The sequence below is a fragment of the Acidimicrobiales bacterium genome, from assembly GCA_036491125.1.
GTDB lineage: Bacteria > Actinomycetota > Acidimicrobiia > Acidimicrobiales > AC-9 > AC-9.
Genome location: DASXCO010000124.1, coordinates 1 through 21,264, shown reverse-complemented (window position 1 = coordinate 21,264; position 21,264 = coordinate 1). Strand labels below are relative to the sequence as shown.

General features: G+C 69.1%; 24 protein-coding genes. 9 read left to right on the top strand and 15 right to left on the bottom strand.

Annotated features, from left to right (window positions below):
• Window positions 1–4: 4 nt before the first annotated feature.
• From VGF64_10450 to VGF64_10430, 5 genes are all read right to left on the bottom strand, one after another.
• The gene (locus VGF64_10450) at window positions 5–1,561 is read right to left on the bottom strand and encodes a nitrate/nitrite transporter (GenBank protein HEY1635170.1); all 1,557 of its coding nucleotides are present in this window, start codon (window positions 1,559–1,561) and stop codon (window positions 5–7) included.
• Between the two features lie 130 nt (window positions 1,562–1,691).
• Entirely contained in the window at window positions 1,692–2,066 is a 375-nt protein-coding gene (locus tag VGF64_10445; protein ID HEY1635169.1) for a plastocyanin/azurin family copper-binding protein, read from the bottom strand.
• A gap of 52 nt (window positions 2,067–2,118) precedes the next feature.
• Complete coding sequence (locus tag VGF64_10440) at window positions 2,119–3,039, bottom strand: MBL fold metallo-hydrolase (protein ID HEY1635168.1); 921 nt, start codon at window positions 3,037–3,039, stop codon at window positions 2,119–2,121.
• A 63-nt stretch (window positions 3,040–3,102) separates the two neighbouring features.
• The gene (locus tag VGF64_10435) at window positions 3,103–4,899 is read right to left on the bottom strand and encodes a glycoside hydrolase family 15 protein (protein HEY1635167.1); all 1,797 of its coding nucleotides are present in this window, start codon (window positions 4,897–4,899) and stop codon (window positions 3,103–3,105) included.
• Window positions 4,900–4,961: 62 nt separating this feature from the next.
• Window positions 4,962–6,131, bottom strand: coding sequence for a MarP family serine protease (locus VGF64_10430; GenBank protein ID HEY1635166.1), 1,170 nt, complete (start codon window positions 6,129–6,131; stop codon window positions 4,962–4,964).
• Between the two features lie 220 nt (window positions 6,132–6,351).
• On the opposite strand from VGF64_10430, the gene VGF64_10425 reads away from it, so the two are divergent.
• Entirely contained in the window at window positions 6,352–6,699 is a 348-nt protein-coding gene (locus VGF64_10425) for a metallopeptidase family protein (protein HEY1635165.1), read from the top strand.
• 24 nt (window positions 6,700–6,723) lie between these two features.
• Here VGF64_10425 and msrA read toward each other — a convergent pair whose 3' ends face one another.
• Both msrA and VGF64_10415 read right to left on the bottom strand, forming a co-directional pair.
• Entirely contained in the window at window positions 6,724–7,302 is a 579-nt protein-coding gene (gene msrA / locus VGF64_10420; protein HEY1635164.1) for a peptide-methionine (S)-S-oxide reductase MsrA, read from the bottom strand.
• Window positions 7,303–7,510: 208 nt separating this feature from the next.
• Window positions 7,511–8,488 (bottom strand): LLM class flavin-dependent oxidoreductase, encoded by a 978-nt coding sequence (locus tag VGF64_10415; GenBank protein ID HEY1635163.1) that lies wholly within the window; start codon window positions 8,486–8,488, stop codon window positions 7,511–7,513.
• 102 nt (window positions 8,489–8,590) lie between these two features.
• Here VGF64_10415 and VGF64_10410 point away from each other — a divergent pair, with 102 nt between their 5' ends.
• On the top strand, window positions 8,591–9,055 hold the full coding sequence (locus VGF64_10410) for a 2,4'-dihydroxyacetophenone dioxygenase family protein (protein ID HEY1635162.1): 465 nt from the start codon (window positions 8,591–8,593) through the stop codon (window positions 9,053–9,055).
• 23 nt (window positions 9,056–9,078) lie between these two features.
• Here VGF64_10410 and VGF64_10405 read toward each other — a convergent pair whose 3' ends face one another.
• Both VGF64_10405 and VGF64_10400 read right to left on the bottom strand, forming a co-directional pair.
• A complete protein-coding gene (locus VGF64_10405; protein ID HEY1635161.1) occupies window positions 9,079–10,401 on the bottom strand; it encodes a glycosyltransferase family 39 protein in 1,323 nt (440 codons plus the stop codon).
• Window positions 10,398–11,144, bottom strand: coding sequence for an HAD family hydrolase (locus VGF64_10400; protein HEY1635160.1), 747 nt, complete (start codon window positions 11,142–11,144; stop codon window positions 10,398–10,400). The genes VGF64_10405 and VGF64_10400 overlap by 4 nt, the downstream gene beginning before the upstream one ends.
• Before the next feature lie 117 nt (window positions 11,145–11,261).
• Here VGF64_10400 and VGF64_10395 point away from each other — a divergent pair, with 117 nt between their 5' ends.
• The gene (locus VGF64_10395) at window positions 11,262–12,092 is read left to right on the top strand and encodes a zinc ribbon domain-containing protein (GenBank protein HEY1635159.1); all 831 of its coding nucleotides are present in this window, start codon (window positions 11,262–11,264) and stop codon (window positions 12,090–12,092) included.
• A gap of 40 nt (window positions 12,093–12,132) precedes the next feature.
• Here the strand turns inward: VGF64_10395 and VGF64_10390 are convergent, their stop codons facing one another.
• Window positions 12,133–12,378 carry a hypothetical protein gene (locus VGF64_10390; GenBank protein ID HEY1635158.1) on the bottom strand — a complete coding sequence of 82 codons (246 nt, stop codon included), beginning with the start codon at window positions 12,376–12,378 and terminating at the stop codon, window positions 12,133–12,135.
• Between the two features lie 292 nt (window positions 12,379–12,670).
• On the opposite strand from VGF64_10390, the gene VGF64_10385 reads away from it, so the two are divergent.
• Window positions 12,671–13,336 (top strand): TMEM175 family protein, encoded by a 666-nt coding sequence (locus tag VGF64_10385; protein HEY1635157.1) that lies wholly within the window; start codon window positions 12,671–12,673, stop codon window positions 13,334–13,336.
• Here the strand turns inward: VGF64_10385 and VGF64_10380 are convergent.
• Genes VGF64_10380 through nirB form a run of 4 tightly spaced genes read right to left on the bottom strand, consistent with a single transcriptional unit; the run spans window position 13,283 to window position 17,020 of the window.
• The gene (locus VGF64_10380; GenBank protein ID HEY1635156.1) at window positions 13,283–13,534 is read right to left on the bottom strand and encodes a hypothetical protein; all 252 of its coding nucleotides are present in this window, start codon (window positions 13,532–13,534) and stop codon (window positions 13,283–13,285) included. The genes VGF64_10385 and VGF64_10380 overlap by 54 nt on opposite strands.
• Entirely contained in the window at window positions 13,531–14,106 is a 576-nt protein-coding gene (locus VGF64_10375; GenBank protein HEY1635155.1) for a molybdopterin-dependent oxidoreductase, read from the bottom strand. Before VGF64_10375 ends, VGF64_10380 begins: the two co-directional genes overlap by 4 nt.
• Window positions 14,103–14,441 carry a nitrite reductase small subunit NirD gene (gene nirD / locus VGF64_10370; GenBank protein ID HEY1635154.1) on the bottom strand — a complete coding sequence of 113 codons (339 nt, stop codon included), beginning with the start codon at window positions 14,439–14,441 and terminating at the stop codon, window positions 14,103–14,105. The genes VGF64_10375 and nirD overlap by 4 nt, the downstream gene beginning before the upstream one ends.
• Window positions 14,438–17,020: a nitrite reductase large subunit NirB gene (gene nirB, locus VGF64_10365; protein HEY1635153.1), complete on the bottom strand. Its 2,583-nt coding sequence runs from the start codon at window positions 17,018–17,020 to the stop codon at window positions 14,438–14,440. The genes nirD and nirB overlap by 4 nt, the downstream gene beginning before the upstream one ends.
• A gap of 157 nt (window positions 17,021–17,177) precedes the next feature.
• Here nirB and VGF64_10360 point away from each other — a divergent pair, with 157 nt between their 5' ends.
• Entirely contained in the window at window positions 17,178–18,305 is a 1,128-nt protein-coding gene (locus VGF64_10360) for a uroporphyrinogen-III synthase (GenBank protein ID HEY1635152.1), read from the top strand.
• A gap of 3 nt (window positions 18,306–18,308) precedes the next feature.
• Here the strand turns inward: VGF64_10360 and VGF64_10355 are convergent, their stop codons facing one another.
• A complete protein-coding gene (locus tag VGF64_10355) occupies window positions 18,309–19,148 on the bottom strand; it encodes a metalloregulator ArsR/SmtB family transcription factor (GenBank protein ID HEY1635151.1) in 840 nt (279 codons plus the stop codon).
• 227 nt (window positions 19,149–19,375) lie between these two features.
• Between VGF64_10355 and VGF64_10350 the strand changes: the two genes are divergently transcribed.
• The 4 genes from VGF64_10350 to VGF64_10335 form a co-directional block, all read left to right on the top strand.
• Complete coding sequence (locus tag VGF64_10350) at window positions 19,376–19,891, top strand: sigma-70 family RNA polymerase sigma factor (GenBank protein HEY1635150.1); 516 nt, start codon at window positions 19,376–19,378, stop codon at window positions 19,889–19,891.
• Window positions 19,891–20,412 (top strand): VOC family protein, encoded by a 522-nt coding sequence (locus VGF64_10345; GenBank protein HEY1635149.1) that lies wholly within the window; start codon window positions 19,891–19,893, stop codon window positions 20,410–20,412. Before VGF64_10350 ends, VGF64_10345 begins: the two co-directional genes overlap by 1 nt.
• A 33-nt stretch (window positions 20,413–20,445) precedes the next feature.
• Window positions 20,446–20,856 carry a VOC family protein gene (locus tag VGF64_10340; GenBank protein ID HEY1635148.1) on the top strand — a complete coding sequence of 137 codons (411 nt, stop codon included), beginning with the start codon at window positions 20,446–20,448 and terminating at the stop codon, window positions 20,854–20,856.
• Between the two features lie 88 nt (window positions 20,857–20,944).
• A partial coding sequence (locus VGF64_10335; protein ID HEY1635147.1) for a hypothetical protein occupies window positions 20,945–21,264 on the top strand: 320 nt, incomplete at its 3' end.

Here is a 21,264-nt window from a genome sequence, read left to right as displayed (position 1 = left end):
GTCGTCACACCGAGGCGTCGGCAAGGCTGCGGCTCTTCACCCGGCCGCTGCTGGGAAGCACGTACACGGCGACCGTGACCAGGGCGAAGACGGCGTAGGCACCGACGAACACCCAGAGGGCGGGGACCGACCAGTCCGAGTGGGCCGCGGCGACGGCGACCTTCGCGGCCGGCGTCTTCGCTGCCGTCACGAGAGCTGACACGTCCAGGCTGGCCTGGCGGAACGCGACCTGGATGAGCACGCCTCCGAAGGCGCCGATGGCGCCGGCGATGCCGATGACGGCCGCGGCCCGCCGCTTGAACTCGACGGCGGCATCCTTCACGTCGATGCCCTTGTCGAAGGCTTCCTTGCGGCCGAGAAGCGAGAAGATGTTCGGGATCATCTTGTACGTCGACCCGTTGCCTACACCCGCGAGCAGGAAGATCACCATGTAGGCGCCGAAGAACAGGCCGAAGCTTCGGGTTTGGACGCCGTCGATGGCGAAGATGGTGAAGACCGCCATCCCGACAAAGACGGCGAGGGTGACACGCGCCCCTCCCACCCTGTCCGACAGCCACCCGCCGATGGGCCGGGCGAGCGACCCCACGAGGGCACCCATGAACCCCAGGCCGGCGAGGTAGTTGGCGATGAAGGAATGATGGGCGAGGAACTCGGGAAACGTGTTCTTGATGACGAGCGGGAGAGCGAACGAGAATCCGATGAACGAGCCGAAGGTCCCGATGTAGAGGAACGACATGATCCACGTGTGGGGGTAGCGGAGCGACGCCACGTAGGACCTCTTGTCCGCCCTGGCTTCTCTGAGGCTGTCCATATACAGCCAGGCGCCCCCCACGGCGAGCGCGATCAGTGGAAGCCATATCAGGCCCGCGTAGGCCATGTGCACGTGGTGCTTGGTCAATTTCACGGCCGCCGCCGGGATGCCGACGATGACGACGAGCGGGACGAAGAGCTGGGCAGTGGCGACGCCCAGGTTGCCGCCGGCGGCGTTCAGACCGAGGGCCCAGCCCTTCTTGCGCTCCGGATAGAAGAACGAGATGTTGGCCATCGAAGACGAGAAGTTGCCACCACCGACACCCGCCGTCGCCGCGCACAGGAACAGCACCCACAGCTGCGTGTCGTGGGTCTGGTGCAGCAGCCAACCGCTGGGCACCACGATGGCGAGCAGCAAGGTCGGCACGAACAGGAGCGCCGCGCTCACCGTGGTCCACGCCCGCCCGCCGAAGCGCGGGATGGCGAAGGTGTAGGGGATGCGCAGCATCGAGCCGATCAGGTTCGGAACCAACGTGAGCAGGAAGAGCTCGGACACTGACAATTTGATGCCGATGTTGGCGAGGTTGAGGACGACGATCGTCCAGATCACCCATATGCTGAAGCCGAGGTGCTCGGCGAACATCGATAACGCGAGGTTCTTGCGGGCGATCTTCTCGCCACCGGTCGACCAGAACAGTTCGTCGTCCGGCCGCCAGTGATCGATCCAGCGACCTCGCCACCCGGATGCCGTCGGGCCGGCGGACGCGGGCGGCGCGGTCGGTCGCTGTCGCGAGAGGTGCGTATCGGTCATGCCAGGTACTCAAGCGGAGGCATGTTTCGGCCGGGTTACGGAGCCTTTGTATCCGCACATCAGCCTGCTCACTGCCACCCGCTCGATCGTGTGAGCAGGCGGAAATGCCCGCGTCACCTAACCCCGGTGCTCAGCTGACGACGACGGTACCGGTCATGTTGATGTGGATGGTGCAGCGGTAGCTGTAGACGCCCGGCGTGTTGAAGGTGTGGAAGTAGGTGCCGGCGACCTTGGTCGTGCTGTGGAACGTGTCGAAGGTCACGTTGTGGGGGACCTGACCGTCGTCCCACTTCCACTCGACGGTCTGGCCCGCGCTGATGGCCACGACCGCCGGCGCAAAGCTGGTGTTGACCAGCGTGACCGTCGCCGCCACCGGTCCGCCTGCGGGCGGGGAGTCTGACGACCCGGACGCCGACTGGACCGGGATGTTCTGGACCGACGAGCAGGCCGCCGTTGCCGCCAGGGCGATCGTGGCTGCGATCAGTGTCAGCCGGTGACCGTTCATCGCCTCATCCTCCCAAGCCCCATGTCCAGAGTGAATTCCGGGTCCTGCCGCCTCAGGTCGGCTGCTCCGGCTCCGGGCGGGACTCTAGCCACCGCCTCAACCCCGCCGCGTTCGAGTGAACCCCGTTGAGCGTCTCCAGCTTCTCTCGCTGGGTCGGGTCGACCGCATCGAGATCGGCGCCGAAGGCGCTGCTCAGAGCCTCCGCGATGTCATGGCCCTGGCGCCAGGCCCGCTCGGCCTCCTCCGCCCACGCTCGGAGGGTCACCTCCGCCTCGGCCAGCAGGTCCTCCGGCTCGGACAGGACGCCGTAGTGGGCCAACGCCAGCGCCGCGGGCCGACGCTCGGCGAAGCGGTGGAGCGAGCGCAGGGCCAGGTCGAGGTCGAAATCAGGAGGCGGCGCGGCTGGACGCAGCACGCCCGCGTCGGGCAGCCGCACGCCGACGGCGTCACCGGCGAACAGGATCCCGCTCTGGGAGTCGTGCAGGCCCAGATGGTGCCGGGCGTGACCGGGTGAGTCGATCGCCGTGAGGACCCGGCCGTCGCCGACCGGGATCGCCTCTCCGTCGCCAAGGACATGGATCCGCTCCGACGGAGTCGGGTCGAGGCGACCGTAGAGGGAGTCGAGGAGGTCGCCGTAGACGCGGGAGGCCGAGTCGACCAGCCGTGCCGGGTCGACCAGGTGACGAGCACCCTTCTCGTGCACGTAGACGGTCGCCCGCGGGAACGCCTTGGCCACGTCGCCGACCCCGCCGGCGTGATCGAGGTGGATGTGGGTGACAGCGACGCCGGCCAGGTCGTCCGCAGCCATCCCGAGCTCGTCCAGGGCGGCGAGGAGGACGGGGACCGAGCTCTGGCTGCCGGTCTCCACCAGCACCGGCGCCGGCCCGCCGATCAGATAGCCGGCGGTGACGTGGTCCCAGCCTCCGAGCCGGGTGTCGATCTCGGTCACCCCCGGCGCGATGGTCGTCGCCATGACCACCGACGTTAGCGTGGCGGGTGCGATGGCACGACGGGCATCGCGCTTGCCAGGTGTTCCCTACTTGGCCTTGGCGGAGTCCCGGCTGTGGACGTCCGACAGGCTCTGGGCGGCGCTCACCAGTGACATGTGGGTGAAGGCCTGGGGGAAGTTGCCCACCTGGCGGCCTGCCTTGGTGTCGTACTCCTCGGCGAAGAGGCCCAGGTCGTTGGCCAGTCCCAGCAGCCGCTCGAACAGCGCCAGACTCTCGGTCTCGCGCCCGCTGAGGGCGAGGTTCTGGGCCAGCCAGAAGGTGCAGGGAAGAAAGGCCCCTTCTCCTCCGGTCAGGCCGTCGACATGGGACGAGCTCTCCGCCTTGTAGCGCAGGACGAGGCCGTCGACCATCAGCTGGCGCGAGATCGCGTCGATCGTTCCCGACACCCGGGCGTCGGTCGCCGGAAGGAACCCCACCAGCGCCATCATGAGGAGGCTGGCGTCGAGCTCATCTCCCCCGTAGTACTGCGTAAAGGCACCCAGATCAGCGTTCCAGCCCTTGGCGCACACCTCGTCGTGGATCTCCTGGCGCAACGCCTTCCACTTGTCGACCGGACCCTCGACCCGGGGGAAGCGCTCGACGCTCTTGATGGCCCGGTCCATGGCCACCCACGCCATCATCTTGGAATGGGTGAAGTGGCGTCGCGGGCCGCGCATCTCCCAGATGCCGTCGTCGGGCTCACGCCATCCCGTCTCGAGGAACTCCATCAGCTCGAGCTGGAGATCCCACGCCGCCGGGACGGGATCGATGTCGCGCTCCCGGGCGAGGTAGAGGGCGTCCATCACCTCGCCGTAGACGTCGAGCTGGTACTGGTCGGACGCGGCGTTGCCCACCCGCACAGGACTCGCTCCCTCGTAGCCGCCCAGCCAGCTGACCTCGTACTCGTCCAGCCGGCGCTCGCCGCCCGGCCCATACATGATCTGGAGATCGGCCGGGTCGCCGGCCACGGCCCGCAGGAGCCAGTCCCGCCACGACTCCGCTTCCTCCTGGTAGCCGGCCACCATGAGCGAGTCGAGGGTGAGGGTGGCATCGCGGAGCCAGCAGTAGCGGTAGTCCCAGTTGCGTATCCCGCCCAGCTGCTCCGGCAGCGACGTGGTGGCGGCGGCCACGATGCCGCCGGTCGGCGCGTAGGTAAGCGCCTTGAGCGTGAGCAGCGAGCGGCCGACCTCCTCACCCCATCGCCCGGTGTAGTTGCAGGCGTCCGACCAGTTCTGCCAGTACTGCTCGCTCTCCAGGACGACGTAGTGCGCATCCGACGGACGGGGGGGCGACTCGTTCGAGGGGTACGAGATGAACACGAAGGGGACCCGCTGCCCCTCTCCGATCGAGAAGTCGGTGACCGTGGTGAAGTTCTCGCCTCGGGTGTGGAGAGGCGTCCACAGGGAGACCGCCTCGGGGCCGGCGGTGGCGACGAGCCGTCCGTCGACCCGTCGCACCCAGGGCAGGATGCGTCCGTAGTCGAACCTGATCACCAGCTCCATTCGCATCGCGACCCGGCCTCGGACCCCTTCCACCAGCCGGGTCACCTCGGGGTACTCCTCCCGCACCGGCATGCAGTCCACGAGGCGGACCGTCCCCTCGTCGGTGTCGAACTCGGTCTCGAGCACCAGAGAGTCGCCCCGGTAGCGGCGTCGGGTGGCGCGCACCGGCCCCGCCGGGGCGAGCCGCCAGTAGCCGTTCCCCTCGTCGCCCAGGAGCTTGGCGAAGCACGCCCCGGAGTCGAAGCGGGGAACACACAACCAGTCGATCGAGCCATCGCGCCCGACCAGCGCCGCCGTGTGGGTGTCGCCGATGATCCCGTAGTCCTCGATGCGCAGGGCCACGGGGCAACCTTACCGACGGCCTGCCCGAGCCGGTGGTACCAGCGGCGACGCCGCCGACACGCTCAGCCGGCGCAGGCGCCGGTGCCGCTCGGGGTCGTCGTGGCCTCGGCCTGGTGGACCCTCGTGCCAACTCCGGGCGAGGCGAGGGCGTAGCCGATGTTGGGATCGGAAGCCGAGCGGGAGAAGACCACGCCGATCACGGTGCCGTCCGGCTCGACCAGCGGGCCGCCGGAGTTGCCCGGCCGGACCACCGCCTGCAGCTCGTAGACCGGCCGGGTGGTGAGACCCTGTCCGTAGATGTCACGTCCGGTGGCGTCGAACTCCTGCAGCACCCCGGCCGGCTCGACGTCGAAGGGCCCACCCCCGGGGAAGCCGAGGACGGCCCCCTGGGTGCCTCGCCCCACGTTGTTGGCCATCAGGCGTAAGGGCGGGTCGTTGAGCCCGGTCGTGCGCAGCACGGCGAGGTCGAAGGCGGGGTCGAAGAGGACGGGCACGCTGCGGTGGGACCCGGCCTGGTCGTAGACCCTGGGGCTGAGAATGCCGGCGACCACGTGGGCGTTGGTGACCACCAGGTTCGGCGCCACGACGAAGCCGGAGCCCTCCTGGATCTGCCCACACCCGACGCCCTGCACCTTCACGGTGGATGGCGACGCGGCCAGCGTGGCCGCTCGCAGGGCCGGCGCCGTCGGCAAGGCGACCGGGCCCGTGGTGGCGGGCGGCAGTTGGGCGAAGACGGTGGGGAAGCCCTCGGTGTTGATGAGCTTCTGGATGCGGGCGAACACCGAGGGGGCCGGTGGCAGGACCCCGTCCAGCGCACCGAGGATCGCCGAGCCGCGGATCTCCGCGCTCAAGCGGGGGGATGGGGCGCTGACCAGGATGCTGGCCACGAGCCAGGAGGCGAGCAGGGTGGCGACGAAGGCGATCACGGCGCCCAGTCCGGCGTCGGCAGCGGCCAGCCGGGCCCGGGAGAGCAGGCGCCAGAGGCGGACGCCGAACACGCGGCCGATGCCGCCGAGGATCGCCGCCATCCCGAAGACGACCACGAGCGAGACGGTGGCCTTGGCGACCGAGCCGGACACGGCGTTGGCGATCGTCGGCGCCAGCAGCGCGCCCAGGAACAGACCCAGCCAGAAGCCGCCGAACGACAGCACCTGGATCGCAGCGCCGAGCCGAACGCCGTGGACGATCGAGGCGATCAGGAGAACCAGGAGGACGATGTCGACGAGATTCACAGGAAGGCCATGGGCGGGGTGGTGGCGGCGAGGGTAGACCGTCTCGAGGTCCTGGAGGGCATCGCCCGCCGGTGGGCCCCGCCCACCCAGGCGCGTCGTGGACGTTCCCTATATTCGCCACGCTCGCCCCTCGTTCCTCGGTTTCCCGGACCGAAACCCCCTCCCGCGGGCCTGCGCCCGCCAGGGAGCCCTACAGCAGGACTGGTGGGATGCTGGTCCCATGGTCGTGGTCTCGGACGCCCGCTTCGAGGAGCTCGTGGCCGAGGCCCTCGACGGGCTGCCGGCCGAGCTGGGCCGGGCCATGGACAACGTCTCGGTCTTCGTCGAGGAGCGGTCGCGCCGGGGCAATCTGCTCGGCCTGTACGAGGGCATCCCGCTCACTCAGCGCAGTTCGGGCTATTCCGGCATGGTCATGCCCGACCGGATCACGATCTTCCGCCAGACCATCTGCGCCGCCTTTGAGACCGAAGAGGAGGTCGTCCGGCAGGTCCGCCGCACGGTCGTGCACGAAGTGGCCCACCACTTCGGCATCGACGACGCCAGGCTCACCCAGCTGGGCTGGGGCTGAGGACTGGTCCGGGAGACGCTCAGGTCACGAGACGAGCCCGGTCGGGCAGCTGACGCCGGTTCCTCCGATGCCGCAGTAGCCATGGGGATTCTTGGCCAGGTACTGCTGGTGGTAGTCCTCGGCGTAGTAGAAGGCAGGCGCCTCTCGGATCTCGGTCGTGATCGGGCCGTGCCCGGCCGCCGTCAGCACCTCCTGGTAGGCGTCCCTGGAGCTCTCGGCCGCCTTCTGCTGGGCGGGAGAATAGGTGTAGATGGCCGAGCGGTACTGGGTGCCGACGTCATTGCCCTGGCGCATGCCCTGGGTCGGGTCATGGCCCTCCCAGAAGATCCGCAGCAGCGCCTCGTAGCTGGTGCGCTTCGGGTCGAACACGACCAGTACCACCTCGACATGGCCAGTGCGTCCCGAGCAGACCTCCTCGTAGGTCGGGTTGGGCGTGAAGCCCCCGGCGTAGCCGACGGCGGTGGTGAAGACCCCTTCGGCTTCCCAGAACTTCCGCTCCTCCCCCCAGAAGCAACCCATGCCGAACACCGCCTGCTCCAGACCCTCGGGGAACGGAGGCTCGAGCGGGTTGCCGTTGACGAAATGACGGTCGGGAACGGGCATCTGCCCCATCCTCCCGGCGAGCGCCCGGCTCTCGTCCGGCATGTCGGTCTTGTGCCGACCAAACAACATGGTTTGTTTCCCTCTCTGATGGCGACGTCCTCGCTCGGTAGAACGCCCGGGCAACCACCATCGTTCCCCGCCGCCGGCTCTACTCCCGGCGGTTTCGCCGCCCCGGGCGAGGCTCCATTCCGCCCCCGCTCGTCGGATATCAGGCGGGGGCCAGCTCCGGCATGACCTTGTCCACGACCAGCTGGAGGCTCTCCCAGCCGATCGCCGGATCGATGCCCCCGACGAGTGGGTGGAGGGTGACCGACGCATGCTCCCGGGCGAGCTTGACGCACTCATCCGGGGTCACGACCTGGTACTGGCCGCTGGCCCGGACGCCGGCGACGTCCTGGGCCTCGATGCTCCACGACGAGCGTTGGTCCGCGTACTGCCAGCTGGCGTAGGTCTGGGCGTCGTAGAGCGTGTGCGGCCCGATCTGGTGCCAGACCCGCTCCGGATCGTCGGAGACGATGACGGCGCCAGGACCCGAAGGCATCACGACGAAGGGCGACGCGAAGCCGACCCGCTCGGCCTCTTCGTAATAGGCCTGGGCAAGAGCGTTGTCAGCAAGGGGCGGCATGAACGGGAGGTGGAACCTGGCTGCACGGCGAGCGGAGATGTCCGCCGAGCCGCCGATCATCATCGTGGGATGAGGGCGGGTGACCGGCCGGGGCGTCACCCGTACCGTCCGCCCGTGGTACTCGAAGGGCTCGCCGGTCCAGGCCTGGAGCATCGTGTCCACGGCCTCCTCGACCAGCCGGCCCCGGCGGGAACGATCCTTGCCGAACATCTCGAACTCCGACTCGCGATAGCCGAGACCGATGATGAGCACGAGACGGTTGCCACCGGACAATAGGTCCAGGCAGGCCACCTCCTCGGCGAGGCGGAGCGGGTCGTGGTAGGGGACCAGCAGGGCCGCGATCGTGCAGAGGAGGTGCCTTGTCCGCCCGAGCATGCCGGCAGCCAGCGTGAGGGGCGAGCTCATGTAGCCGTCGTCCACACCGTGGTGCTCCGACAGGACGATGCCCATGAAGCCGCGCTCGTCAGCCCAGCCCACCATGTCCATGGCTTCCCGGTACAGCTGATCGTGCGTCGTGGTGGCGACTGGGGGGACCCGCAGATCGAAGCGAAGCTGGAACACCCGGACCTCCGTTCTCCGGCCTCGGGCCGGCCTCCCGGGCCGGCCGTTCTCCTCGGGCCGGCCTCCCGGGCCGGCCGTCGGACGCAAAGCTACAGTCGGGCGATGACCACCATCGACCTCCCGAGGGCCCTCCACCGGGCCGAGGACGACCTCCCCTTCGTGGATACCGGCGGAGGGGTGCACATACAGCTGCTGCAGATCGACGTGGAACAGGGCCTGTGGGTCGTCAGGTCGCGCTTCGAGCCCGGCACCACGATCCCCACGCACAAGCACACCGGACCGGTGCACGCCGTGACCCTGGCCGGGAGCTGGAAGTACCTCGAGTACCCGGAGGTCAACACCCCTGGCTCCTACCTCTACGAGCCGGCCGGGTCCATCCACACCCTCACCGTCCCGAGCGACGTGCAGGGCCTGACCGACGTGTGGTTCGCCATCCACGGCGCCAACCTCGACCTCGACGCCGAGGGCAACGTGACGTCGGTGGTCGACGCCGGCGTGATCCGCGACGGTTACTTCGCCCTGTGCGAGGTCGGCGGGCTCGGCCGCCCCGACGTCATCGGCGCCTGAGACACCCACGGCCGGACCGCCAGTCAGGGCGAGGGTCGTGAGAGCGACCGCTCCCCGGGGGGCGGAGGCTGCTCCTCCGTCACGCCTGGATCGACGGCTGGCTCCTCCACCCTGTGGCGACGTTGCCACCACCACGCGGCCAGGAGCCCGAGCCCGACGCAGTTGATCAGATCGAACGGGGCCCGCAATCGGGGCGGCGCCAGCAGGACCAGGCTGGCGGCGGTGAAGTACAGGCTCACGGCGATGAGCAGAACCGTGCTGCGCTGCCTGCGGGTCACGACCAGCCCGGCGATGCCTCCCACCGTGAAGAGGTAGAACTCCGGTAGCGCCCAGTGGCGCACGGTGATGTTGCGTCCGTCGAGACGCTCGGCCGAGTCACCGGTGGTCGGGACGAGCTCGAACCAGGCCTTGCTGTTCGAGCCGACCACGTTGAACACGTACAACGGGTTGTGCTCGAGCCCGGCGATGCCGCGGTCGGTCAGCGTCCGGCTCCACTTCACCTCGTCGAACTGCAGGAGACGCAGGTCTCGGAACCGCGGGTCGAAGACGGGATCCACGAACCCGCCGGTCTGCTGCGCCTGGGTGGAGTACATGGCAGCCAGGTTGAAGCCGTTGGACGTGAACGTCACCGGAGAGCCCAGCTGGATCTCGTTGCGGATGACCCACCCGGCGAAGAGCAGGGCGACCGCGGCCAGGAAGTAGAGCGCCCGGCGCCAACCCACCGTCCACCACAGCCACAGCACGGCGACGAGAGCGAAGCCCTGAGCGCTGGGCCGCGTGAGGATGAGCAGCCCGGAGGTCAGGCCGGCGAGCACCGGCCGTCGTTCGACGAGCAGCAGGAGAGTGCCGGCCAGCAGGACCATCGACAGCGACTCGGTGAGCAGCGTCACGTCGTCGGCCACCAGAGGCAGGTAGACAGCGACGGCCAGGCCAGCGACCACACCGGCGACGGGGCCCGCAAGGCGACGGGACAGGCGCGCGGTGAGGAGCACCGCGGCGACGCCGGTCACGACACTGAACGCCTGCCCGGCGCCGACTGATGACCCGAAGACGAAATACCAGAAGCCCAGGAGAAGCGGGTAGACGGGCGGGCGGAAGGCCGAGGGGTGAGGGGTGAGGGCGGGGAAGACCATTTCCAGGCCCTTGCCGTGGGCGACGTTCCAGGCCAGCTCCGAGTACTGGCCCGCGTCACTGATGGGGTGGTAGCCGGGGATGGCGAGCTTCCAGTACGCCACCCGGGCCGCCACCGCGACGAGCACGAGCAGCGCGGTGCATCGCCATCCGGTTATCCACGACGGGGTGGTGCGGGCGGCGGTGGTCGCCGACCTCGGGGTCGAGATCGTCACCGACCTCCCGAGGCGCCGGTATCCCCCGTCGTCGGGCGGGCCGGCGGTGATGCCATCGGGATCAGCGCTCGCGCCAGCTCGGCGAGCGAGCTCACGTGCGCATGGTCGGCGCCGGGACACCATCGGTACGGATCGAGGTGCACCGGGCTGAGCCCAGCTGCCCGTGCCCCGTTGACGTCGAAGTGGACCGTGTCGCCCACGTAGATGCAGTCGTCAGGCGGGAGGCCCAGGGCCTCGAGGGCGATACCGAAGATCGCCGGATCGGGCTTCTCCACCCCGACCACGTCCGAGTCGACCACCACCGCCACCTGGGCGGCCGAGCCACCATCCGCGGCGCAGATCTGATGGTCGGCCAGCTGCTGCTCCATGGTCCCGGTGGCGTTCGACACGACCGCCAGGGGATAGCCGGCCGCCTGCAGCTCGAGAAGCGACTCGGCTGCATCGCGGACGGGTACCCACGGAAGGCGCAGATATACCTCTTCGACGACGGACACGGCCCAGTCGAGGCGGTTCTCCGCCACCCCGGCTACCCGAGCCAGTACGCGGTCGACGACCGGCCAATCCGCTCCTCCGAGGCGATCGACCTCGCGCATGCACGCGTAGTGCGCCCGCCGGCACGTCTCGTCATCGGGCGTCCCGCCGAAGGGCGCCAGCAACCGTCGCAGCTCGGCCGGATCGGGAAGCAGGAGGACTCCGCCCGCGTCGAGCAGCACCGCCTCGATCGGGCCGTTGCTCAATCGCACGGACAGAACCTAGTGCCCGTCCCCGACCGCGTGGCCCAGGAGCCCGCCGCCGCGGACCGGTCCGGGCGTCACCCGAATGTAGTCCCCCTGGCGGGGAGTCTGACTACCCTGGTCCACGTGGGGCGATGGGCCATGTGCCTGAACGGCCACGAGGTGAGGGCGGGCAACCGGTTCTGCACCGAGTGCGGAGCGCGCCTGGCCGGTCACTGTGTGAGAGGGCACGAGGTCCATCCGGGCAACCGGTTCTGCACCGAATGCGGTGCCCGGATGCCAAGTCTGTGCGCCAACGGCCACGAGGTGGATCCGGGGAATCGCTACTGCACCTATTGCGGGTTGGCGATGCAGGCTCGGTGCGTCAATGGTCATGAGGTCCACCCCGGCAACCGCTTCTGCACCGAGTGCGGAGCCCGGATGCCAGGTCGGTGCGCCAACGGCCACGAGGTGGCTGCCGGCAACCGGTTCTGCACCCAATGTGGACTGAGCGTGCCAGCGGTCTGCCCCAACGGTCACGACGTCGACGCGGCCCACCTGTACTGCACCCAGTGCGGGGTGTCGATGCCCGGGCTCTGTCCGAACGGCCACGTGGTCCAACCTGCCCAGCGGTACTGCACGGTGTGCGGGATCGGTCTGCTCGGTTTGGCCGCCGGTCCCCTGGCGTTGCCGCGAGGCCCGGACCCGGCACCGCCTCCCAGCGAGTTCGACGACCCCACCGACGACGCCTCCCCGACGTCGGCACCGCGAGCTCCCGCCGTCAGGCCGCCCGGCTCGCACCGCCCGGGTACCGCCTCCACCCGCCCACGCCGGACCCACAGGACGTCGAGGCGCTCTCTGGCCGTCATCGCCAACCTGCTGGTCGTCGGCAGTCGGCGCTGGCGCAGCAACGGCCGCTCGGGCCCCCGTCCGGCGGTGCCCCAGGATCCGGGGCAACGGGCCGCACAGCCCGGCTAGCTCCCTTTTCGCCCGACGTCGGGCGGCGCCGGAGGCGAGATCAGACGCCGGTCGGAAGGGCCTGGGCGGCCACGGCCGCCCGAACCTCATCCATGGCCCCGGTCAGCTCATCCAGGGTCGTGAGCTCCCGGCCGACGAGGGCCGTGAGCAGCCGCTCCACCGGAACGGCGACCGAAGGATCCACCTCGGAAGCCAGGCCCCAGATCTCCAGGAGGGGGTCGATGACTCGGCTGGCCGAGATCACGGGGTCGCGCGAACTGAGGAAGTCGTCGATTCTCTGGTCCAAGAGTCGAATGATCTGGTCCACCACGGATTGACCTCCTCGCTCGTCGGGGAGCCGCCTGCACTCTCGCAGGACTCCATTGTGACTGACGCGAACCGCTTTGCGCGCGCAACGTTTCGGGATCGACTGTTCATTCCCCGACTAGTCCTTCCCCGGCGACCCGCCGATGAACCGAGCTGGACGGCGATCATCGAGTGGCGGAAGTCACAGCGGGTGCCAGATTGCCCCCCTTTGGTCCGGGTCGAGGCCGCCGCCTCCCCGAGCGAGCAGGTCCGACCAGCCATACTCTGCTTCGATGCCCGACCGCGGCGAGGCGGCCACTCCCGACTCGACCGGCTCCGCGGGCTCCGAGGCCGAGGACCCCGCCGAGCGAAGGTTCGACTACGACCGCACCGTGGCGCTCAGCGACGGGGTGTTCGCCATCGCGCTGACCCTCCTCGTGCTCAACATCGGCGTTCCCACGCTGGGGGCGGGGCACCAGGGGGTGCTCGGAAGCCGCCTGCTGGACCACGGACAGGAGTATTTCTCGTACGCCCTGGGCTTCGCCGTGATCGGGCTGCTCTGGGTCCGTCACCACATCTTCTTTCGCGGCGTCGACCACATCGACACCGCGCTCACGGTGATCAATCTCGTGTACCTCGGCCTGGTGGCGTTCCTGCCCTTCCCGACGCGGATCCTCGGGCTCTACGGACACCAGCCCGCAGCCATCATCCTGTACGCGCTGACGGTGACGATCGTCTCCATCGTCGCCAGGATCCTTGTCGTCCACGCCATCCGGGCGGGGCTGCTGTCCGACCTCGGCCGCCGTGAGGTCCGGCGTCACGAGAACTGGCTGATGGTGCCAGCAGTGTTCCTGATCTCGATCCCGATCTCCTTCTGGAGCGCGAACGCCGCCTTGTACTCATGGTCACTTCTCTTCGTCCTGCGCGCCGTCGATCGCCGCTTGGCGGCGCGGCATTGACGTCCGCTCTCTGGCGATCGCCTTGAACTGACACTGGGACCAGAACTCACCCGGTGGGTGGTAGAACTTCACGAACATCTCGTGGGCGCCGCACCATCCGTAGTTGAGGCCGTCGCCCTGGGGCTCGAGGTGTCGGCAAGTCCGGCAGTCGCGGTGACGGACCCCGCGCTGGGCGGTCAGGGCTTCGAGGCTGATCATGGCAACTCCACCTCCACAGGTACACGGCCCACCGGATCAGCCACCTTGGACTCCCAGAAGCCGGGGACGAAATGGTCCGTCGCGCCCACGCGGGCTGCCCACTTCACGCCCTTGTAGCCCCAGAAGGAGGAGGGACCGACGTAGCGCAGCGGACCGCCGGCCTCCGGTGCCAGGGGGGCACCGTCGCGGGTCCATGCGAGCACACCCTCCCGCGCGTCCACGAGCGGCAGGCACGAGGAGTAGCTGTCGGAGGCCGACTCGACGACGACATGGGTGGCGCGCTCGTCGACGCCCACTGCGTCGAGGAGCCGCGCCAACGAGATGCCATGCCACCGGGCATGGGGACGCGACCAGCCCCACACGCAGTGCACGGCGACATGGTGGTCGTCGGATCCGAGGTTCTGGAGGTCGCCAAGGTCGAACCGCCGAGGGGCCCGTACGAGCCCGCCCACGTCGAGCCCGGCCCATCCGGGGATGTCGGCCTCGAGGTGGAGCACCGGCCAGGCCTCGGGCACCCGCTGGACGCGGCGGAACCTCGCCGGCGCGGCCGAGTCCGACTCACCGTTGGTCACCACCTGAGGCCGATCTCGACGACGCCGCGGCAGACCCGCGTCCGAAAGGTGTCCACAGCCACGTCGGGGTGCTCGATGCTGCGGCCCGCCCGCAGGTCGAAATGCTGCTTGTACATTGGCGAGGCGACGACGACGGTGTCGCCGACGGAGCCGACGATGCCCCGGGCCAGGACGTTGGCTTCGCTGAACGGATCACGGTTGGCGATGGCGAGCACCTCGTCCTCCGGCATCACGCGAAACAGCGCGATCTGTCTGCCCTCGAGCAGGGCGGCAACGCCCCGCTGTGGTACGAGGTCGTCCAGCTCGCAGACGGCCACCCATCGCAGGTCACTCATCCCTCCCCATTCGAGCGGCGACCGGAGATGCCGACCAGGACGGGATCGGGCCCGGATCGGTCGCCTGCGTCGTCCGAGTCGTGCGGGGGTCGGGGCCGGGGCTGACCCCGCTCACGCTCGAACACGATGTCGCGATCGGACTCGTCGCTGTTGACGAAGGTGCGGAACCTCCGCCGGCGGTTCGGATCGTCGAGCGTCTCCTGCCACTCACACCGGTACTCGGCGACGTGTCGTTCGATCTCCGACTCGAGTTCCTCGCCGACCCCAAGGGAGTCATCGACGATCACGCTGCGGAGATAGTCGACGCCGCCGTCGAGCTTGTTCAGCCAGGGCGCAGTGCGCTCGAGCCGATCCGCGGTGCGGATGTAGTACATCAGAAAGCGGTCCAGGTAACGGATCAGCGTTTCGGTGTCGAGATCCTCCGCGAAGAGGACAGCGTGCTGCGGCCGCGCTCCCCCGTTGCCACAGACGTAGAGATTCCAACCCCGCTCCGTGGCGATGACCCCGAAATCCTTGCCCTGGGCCTCGGCACACTCGCGGACACAGCCCGACACTGCGGCCTTGATCTTGTGCGGGGCACGGAGGCCGCGGTAGCGAAGCTCGAGCTGGATCGCCAGCCCCGTCGAGTCCTGCACGCCGTAGCGGCACCACGTATGGCCGACGCAAGATTTCACCGTCCGAAGCGCCTTGCCGTAGGCGTGGCCGGACTCCAGGCCAGCATCGATCAGTCGCTCCCAGATTCGGGGAAGGTGCTCCACCCTGGCGCCGAACATGTCGATGCGTTGGGCTCCCGTGATCTTCGTGTAGAGGTCGAACTCCTGGGCGACCTCGCCGATGGTCACGAGTTGGCGCGGCGTGATCTCGCCTCCGGGCACGCGAGGCACGACCGAGTAGGTGCCGTTGCGTTGGAGATTGGCCAGGAAGTGGTCGTTGGTGTCCTGCAGCGACGCCTGCTCGCCGTCGAGGAGGTGGCCGCTGCCCAGCGAGGCGAGCATCGAGGCCACCGCGGGCTTGCAGATGTCGCAACCCCGCCCCCGACCGTGCGTCGCCAGCAGCCCGGCGAACGATCGCACCCGCGCGATCCGGACGATGTCGAACAGCTCCTGGCGGCTGAGCGGAAAGTGCTCGCACAGGTGGTCGTCGACGGCGACGCCCGCCTTCACGAGCTCGTCCTTCAGGATGTCGGTGACGAGCGGGACGCAGCCGCCGCAGCCCGTGCCGGCCCTCGTGGCCGCCTTCACCTGCCCGACGGCGGTGAGCCCGTCCGACACGATGGCGTCGCAGATGACCCCCTTGCTCACGTTGTTGCAGCTGCACACCCGCGCCGTTCGTGCCAGGTCGCCGACTCCCGGAGCGGATCCACGCCCTTCCCGACCGGGTCCGAGCAGGTCCTGCGGGTGCGCCGGGGTGGGCAGGTCGCCCCGCGCCATCTGGGACAGCACCTGGTGCGGCGATATGTCGCCGACGAGGACCCCGCCGAGCACCCGCCGACCCCTGTCGCCCACCACGAGCCGCTGGTACACGTTGTCGACCGCGTCGGCGTACACGATCGACTCCGCACCCGGGGTGGTCCCGAAGGCGTCGCCGAAGCTGGCCACATCCACACCGAGAAGCTTGAGCTTCGTCGAGCAGTCGGCGCCGGTGAACTCGCCCGGCTCGCCCATCAGCCGGTCGGCCACGACCCGGGCCATCTCGTAGCCGGGTCCGACCAGACCCCAGATCCGGCCGACGGCGAGGGCGCACTCCCCGATGGCGTAGATGCGCGGATCGGAGGTGCGACACCCGTCGTCGACGACGATCCCACCGCGACCACCCACCTCGAGCCCGGCGGCCAGGCCGAGCTCGTCTCGGGGCCGGATCCCCGCGGAGAACACGACCAGGTCCGTACCGAGGTCGGGCCCCTCGCCGAAGCGCAGGGCACTGACGGCGCCCTGGTCGTTCGGTACGACCTCGATCGCCTGGCTGGCGGTGCGGACGGTCACCCCGAGGTCTTCGATGCGCCGCCGGAGCGCGCCGGCGCCACCGTCGTCCACCTGGGTCGGCATGAGGCGGGGCCCAGACTCGACGACGTGCGTCGCCAAGCCCAGACTGCGCAGGGCGTTGGCGGCTTCGAGACCCAGCAGTCCACCCCCGACGACCGCTCCGGTAGCGACCGAGCCGGCCCACGCCCGGATTGCCGCCAGGTCCTCGAGGGTGCGGTACACGAAGCAACCCGGCAGCTCCCGGCCGAGCACCGGAGGGACAAAGGGAACCGAGCCGGTCGCCAACACCAGCGCGTCGTAGCTGCAGGCCCGCCCCGAGGCGCTGGTGACAGTGCTGCTCCCGGTGTCGACGCCGGTGATGGGGTCGCCGAGATGGAAGGTGAGGCCGGCGGTGGCGACGAGTTCGGGCGGAGCCAGCGCCAGATCCGCCTCGGTCGCGCCGGCGAAGTAGCTGCTCAGGTTCACCCGGTCGTAGGCGGGGCGGGGCTCCTCGGCGAAGACGACGATCTCCCAATCGCTCGTCGCTCCTCGCTCGACCAAGGTCTCGATCAGCTTGTGGCCGACCATGCCATAGCCGGCGACGACCAAGCGGCGCATGACTCCACTACACCGAGCCCACGTGTTCGAGCTGTTTCGAGCACGCGAACAGCCCGTCACGGGGCGCTCACCCGCAGAAATATGTGGTCGAGAGAGTCTGGAAACGTGGCGGACACAATGTTGCACCGCCCGTGACTTCTGGTATGACTTGGGTCTCATGACCCTTCTTCCGCTCCAAGGGTTCACCGTCGGAATCACTGCCGACCGCCGGTGGAAGGAGCAGGCTGAGCTGCTCCAGCGACGCGGTGCCATCGTCAGGCACGGGCCGACCATCTCGACTCACTATCTCGCCTCTGACGCTGCACTCCGCGAGGCGACGCTCGAGGTGATCAGACGTCGGCCGAGTTATGTCGTGGCCACGACCGGCATCGGCGTGCGCGCCTGGTTCGAGGCCGCGCAGTCGTGGGGACTCGGCGACGAGCTGCTCGCCACGCTCGTCCAAGCGCGGGCGGTCGCCCGCGGCCCCAAGGCTGCCGCCGCCTTGCATGTTGCCGGGGTCGAGACGTGGAAGGCCGTCGCCAGCGAGCGTGTCGACGAGGCGATCGGTCTCCTCACCGCACAATCCTTGGGGGGAGCGGTCGTGGCATTTCAGCAATACGGCGACCCGAACAAGGGCGCCATTGAGACACTGAGAAGGGCCGGTGCCGACGTCATCGAGGTCCCGGTGTATCGGTGGCGCCTACCCGACGAGGACCAGCCCGCCTTGCGGCTGACGGAGGCAGCTTGCACCGGACAGCTCGACGCAGTGACGTTCACGAGCGCGCCGGCCGCCGTCAACCTTGTGACGATCGCCGACCGCCACGGTCTCGGTGACGATCTGCGATCGGCCTTCAACGACCGCGGCGTCGTGGCCGCCTGTGTCGGGCCCGTGTGTGCCGAAGGAGCCGAAGCGACCGGCATCGGCAACATCGTGGCGCCGCCTGTGGGGCGCCTCGGGCTGCTGGTTCGCGCTCTCAGTGACACCCTCTTCCAGCGTCGGCGGGAGCTGCGTCACGAACGAGGCCAGCTCGTGGTGCAGGGGCGAGCCGTCCTGATCGAGGGGTCGGTCGTGAACCTCTCGCCCCGCGAGCACGCCGTCCTCGCCCGGCTGCTGCGGCGAGCGGGCGCGGTGGTGCCGAAGGAAGCGCTCCTCCGCCAGGGCCGGCGCGACGTCGCCGTCGACGCCCACGCGGTGGAGACCACCGTGGCAAGGCTGCGGCGGCGTCTAGGCCCCGCGGGCGAAGCGCTCTGCGCGGTGCCCGGTCGGGGCTACCGGATGGCCGTCGACGAGATCCCCACCCCATGAGGGTCAGCCGTCACGCATGACCGCGTGCGCCTCGTGGTCGACGGTCATCTCGGACGGGAGCGGCAACGTCTCGTTGGTCTCCAACAGCGTCTTGAGGTTCGACAAGATCGCAGGCCAGCCGCCGCGCACGCCCTTCAGCATCTCGCTGTCGGGTTCGAAGTCGTCGTGGGTGACCGTGAGCTTGACCGTCCCGCCGACCGGCTCGATGTCGAACGTCACCTTCGACAACGGCTCCTTCACCAGCTCGGCGAAGGTCTCCTCCGACCAGCCGAAGATCGGGGCGTGCTCGCGCTGGTAGTTGTGCCAGCGGTACGACAAGCGCCGGTAGGGCTCGGACTCGAGGACCACCTGCTCGCCCTCGTGGATCTTCTCGCCAGGTCCCCACTGCACCCTGATCGGTGACCCGACCTTCCAGTCCGAGTACATCCCCATGCCCCAGTAGCGCAGGGTAAAGCTCGGGTCGGTCAGTGCGCGCCACAGCTTCTCTGGCGTCGCGTTGATCAAGGTCACGTAGACGAACTCGGTCTGCCCCATGTGCTGATCCTCCAGTGCCTGCTTGAGCTCCGCGAGTGCACGCACCCGCTGACGGTCGTATCGGTGAATCCACCGCTCAGCGATGTCGTTGATGGGCGCCGGGTTGAGGTAGTGCAGCTTCTCGCGACCCCGCCGAACGGTCGTGACCAGGTTGGCGGCCTCCAGGATGGCGAGGTGCTTCGTCACTGACTGGCGAGCCATGTCCAGCTCGGAGCACAACTCCCGCAACGTCTGGCCGTTGCGCTCGTTGAGCCGGTCGAGCAGCCGTCGGCGGCTGGGGTCGGCGAGAGACCGAAATATCGCGTCCATCTTCCATCGCAGTTTAGGCAGCCCCACGGCTGCATGACCCATTATGCAGCCTTTAAGCTGCCTGTCAAGCCACCTCGTCCGGGATCGGGTCGGTGGACCTCGGCACCTTCTCCCTGTTGCCCATCAGGTCGAAACGCGGCACCGCGTCGACCAAGCCCCGAACCACGGAACTTTGAACGGTGCCTCGCTCATGTTCGGATCGGCGGGTCGCCCAGCGATGATGTGGTGTGAGCGCTCGGTCCGAGCCCGATGAGGTCGACCCGGTGGTGGCGATCTACCAGCACGCCCTCCCCCAGGTCCACGGGTACCTGCTGCCTCGCTGCGGGAGCGCCTCGGTCGCGGAGGACTTGACCGCCGAGACGTTCATGGCCGCCGTCGCCGCCCAGCGGCGCGAGAGCCCGCCGGTGCTCACCGTGGCCTGGCTGATCGGCGTGGCCCGTCACAAGCTGGTCGACCACTGGCGTCGGGTGGGCCGCGAGGAGCGCGGCGTCGCCGTCGCCGAGGCGGGCTGCGACCGGATGGATGATCCGTGGCCACAGCATCTGGACACGGAGGCGGCCTACGCGGCGCTCTCCCGACTGTCCGTTCACCAGCGAGCTGCGCTCACCCTGCGCTACCTGGATGGCCTGCCCGTCGCCGAGGTCGCCGCCGTCCTGGATCGAACCGTCCACGCCACCGAGACGCTCCTCATGAGGGCGAAGGCGGCGCTGCGACGCGTCTACCGGGAAGGAGAGGAGAGGTGATGTCCGATCCACTCGACCCACTCGACCACCTTCGCCTACCGGTCATCCCCGTCGAACCCCGCGCCGAGTTCGCCGCCGCGCTGCTGCGGCGGATCGAGCAGGAGGACGAGCCACCGTCGGGGCGGGGCGCAACCGTGCGGTACTTCGTCGACGACCTCGACAACGCCGTCGACTTCTACCGGGACCTGCTCGGCTTCGAGGAGGAACTGCGTCCCTCACCGACGTTCGCCATGCTCTACCGGGGCGACCTCCGTCTGCTGCTGAGCGTCCCCGGCGAGCCGCACGCCATGCCGGATGGGACGCTCCCCGAGCCTGGTGGTTGGAACCGGATCTCCCTGCAGGTCGTCGAGCTCGACGCCACCGTCGCTGTCCTCCGGGAGCGGGGGGTTCGCCTCCGCAACGACATCAGCGTGGGCGTCGCCGTTCGACAGGTCCTGGTCCTCGACCCCGCAGGGAACCTGATCGAGCTGTTCGACGCCCTCCCCGGCTATCACGAGCGGGCGGGCAGCGCCGTTCGCTAGCCCGAGAACCCGCAACCAGAAAGGAAAGATCTCATGGCCACTACCACCGTGCGGTACTTCGTCGACGACCTCGACAAGGCCGTCGACTTCTACCAGGACCTCCTCGGCTTCGACGTGGAACTTCGTCCCTCACCGGCGTTCGCCATGCTCTACAGCGGCGACCTCCGCCTGCTTCTCAGCGTCCCCGGCAGCGGTGGCGGCGGCGCGGTCCTGCCGGATGGGACCCAGCCGGAGCCGGGTGGTTGGAACCGCTTCGCCCTGCAGGTCCCCGACCTCGACGCCGCCGTCGAGGAACTACGTCGCCGAGGAGCCAGTTTTCGCAATGACATCGTCACTGGTGCCGGAGTCAAGCAGATACTCCTCCAAGACCCGGCCGGGAACCTGATCGAGCTGTTCCAACCGCTCGCCGCCTACCACGAGCGCCCGCAGCAGACCACGAGCTGATTCCGGCGGCGCAGGCGCGTCGTGCGCCGGATGGCCCGCCGAGCCACACTAAGGGAGCGCGACTCATCTACAGGCGGGAGGAGAAGCCATGACCACGAAAGCTGACTTCACGGCGGAGGAATGGGGGCTCGTGCTCGAGGCGCCTCCGAGCGCTGGCATCATCGTCGTCACCGCGCAGCGCGGCGGCACCCTCCGTGAGACCGTGGCCATGGCGAAGACGTATGCCGAAGCGCGCCGCCTGCACGGCGAGAGCCAGCTGCTCGACGAGATCACCGCAGCCAAGCCCGAACGCGACCACTCGCACTACCACTCGGCCGAGGAGCTGAGGCAGCATGGGCTGCAGCATCTTCGCGACGCCATCAGCCTCCTGGAGCAGAAGGCGTCCCCGCAGGAGGTCGAGGACTACCG

Bases quoted from the DNA above. Each gene is read 5' to 3' on its own strand.
- VGF64_10450 (HEY1635170.1), bottom strand. From the start codon at position 1,561: ATGACCGATACGCACCTCTCGCGACAGCGACCGACCGCGCCGCCCGCG.
- VGF64_10445 (HEY1635169.1), bottom strand. From the start codon at position 2,066: ATGAACGGTCACCGGCTGACACTGATCGCAGCCACGATCGCCCTGGCG.
- VGF64_10440 (HEY1635168.1), bottom strand. From the start codon at position 3,039: ATGGCGACGACCATCGCGCCGGGGGTGACCGAGATCGACACCCGGCTC.
- VGF64_10425 (HEY1635165.1), top strand. From the start codon at position 6,352: ATGGTCGTGGTCTCGGACGCCCGCTTCGAGGAGCTCGTGGCCGAGGCC.
- msrA (HEY1635164.1), bottom strand. From the start codon at position 7,302: ATGCCCGTTCCCGACCGTCATTTCGTCAACGGCAACCCGCTCGAGCCT.
- VGF64_10410 (HEY1635162.1), top strand. From the start codon at position 8,591: ATGACCACCATCGACCTCCCGAGGGCCCTCCACCGGGCCGAGGACGAC.
- VGF64_10385 (HEY1635157.1), top strand. From the start codon at position 12,671: ATGCCCGACCGCGGCGAGGCGGCCACTCCCGACTCGACCGGCTCCGCG.
- VGF64_10380 (HEY1635156.1), bottom strand. From the start codon at position 13,534: ATGATCAGCCTCGAAGCCCTGACCGCCCAGCGCGGGGTCCGTCACCGC.
- nirD (HEY1635154.1), bottom strand. From the start codon at position 14,441: ATGAGTGACCTGCGATGGGTGGCCGTCTGCGAGCTGGACGACCTCGTA.
- nirB (HEY1635153.1), bottom strand. From the start codon at position 17,020: ATGCGCCGCTTGGTCGTCGCCGGCTATGGCATGGTCGGCCACAAGCTG.
- VGF64_10360 (HEY1635152.1), top strand. From the start codon at position 17,178: ATGACCCTTCTTCCGCTCCAAGGGTTCACCGTCGGAATCACTGCCGAC.
- VGF64_10355 (HEY1635151.1), bottom strand. From the start codon at position 19,148: ATGGACGCGATATTTCGGTCTCTCGCCGACCCCAGCCGCCGACGGCTG.
- VGF64_10345 (HEY1635149.1), top strand. From the start codon at position 19,891: ATGTCCGATCCACTCGACCCACTCGACCACCTTCGCCTACCGGTCATC.
- VGF64_10340 (HEY1635148.1), top strand. From the start codon at position 20,446: ATGGCCACTACCACCGTGCGGTACTTCGTCGACGACCTCGACAAGGCC.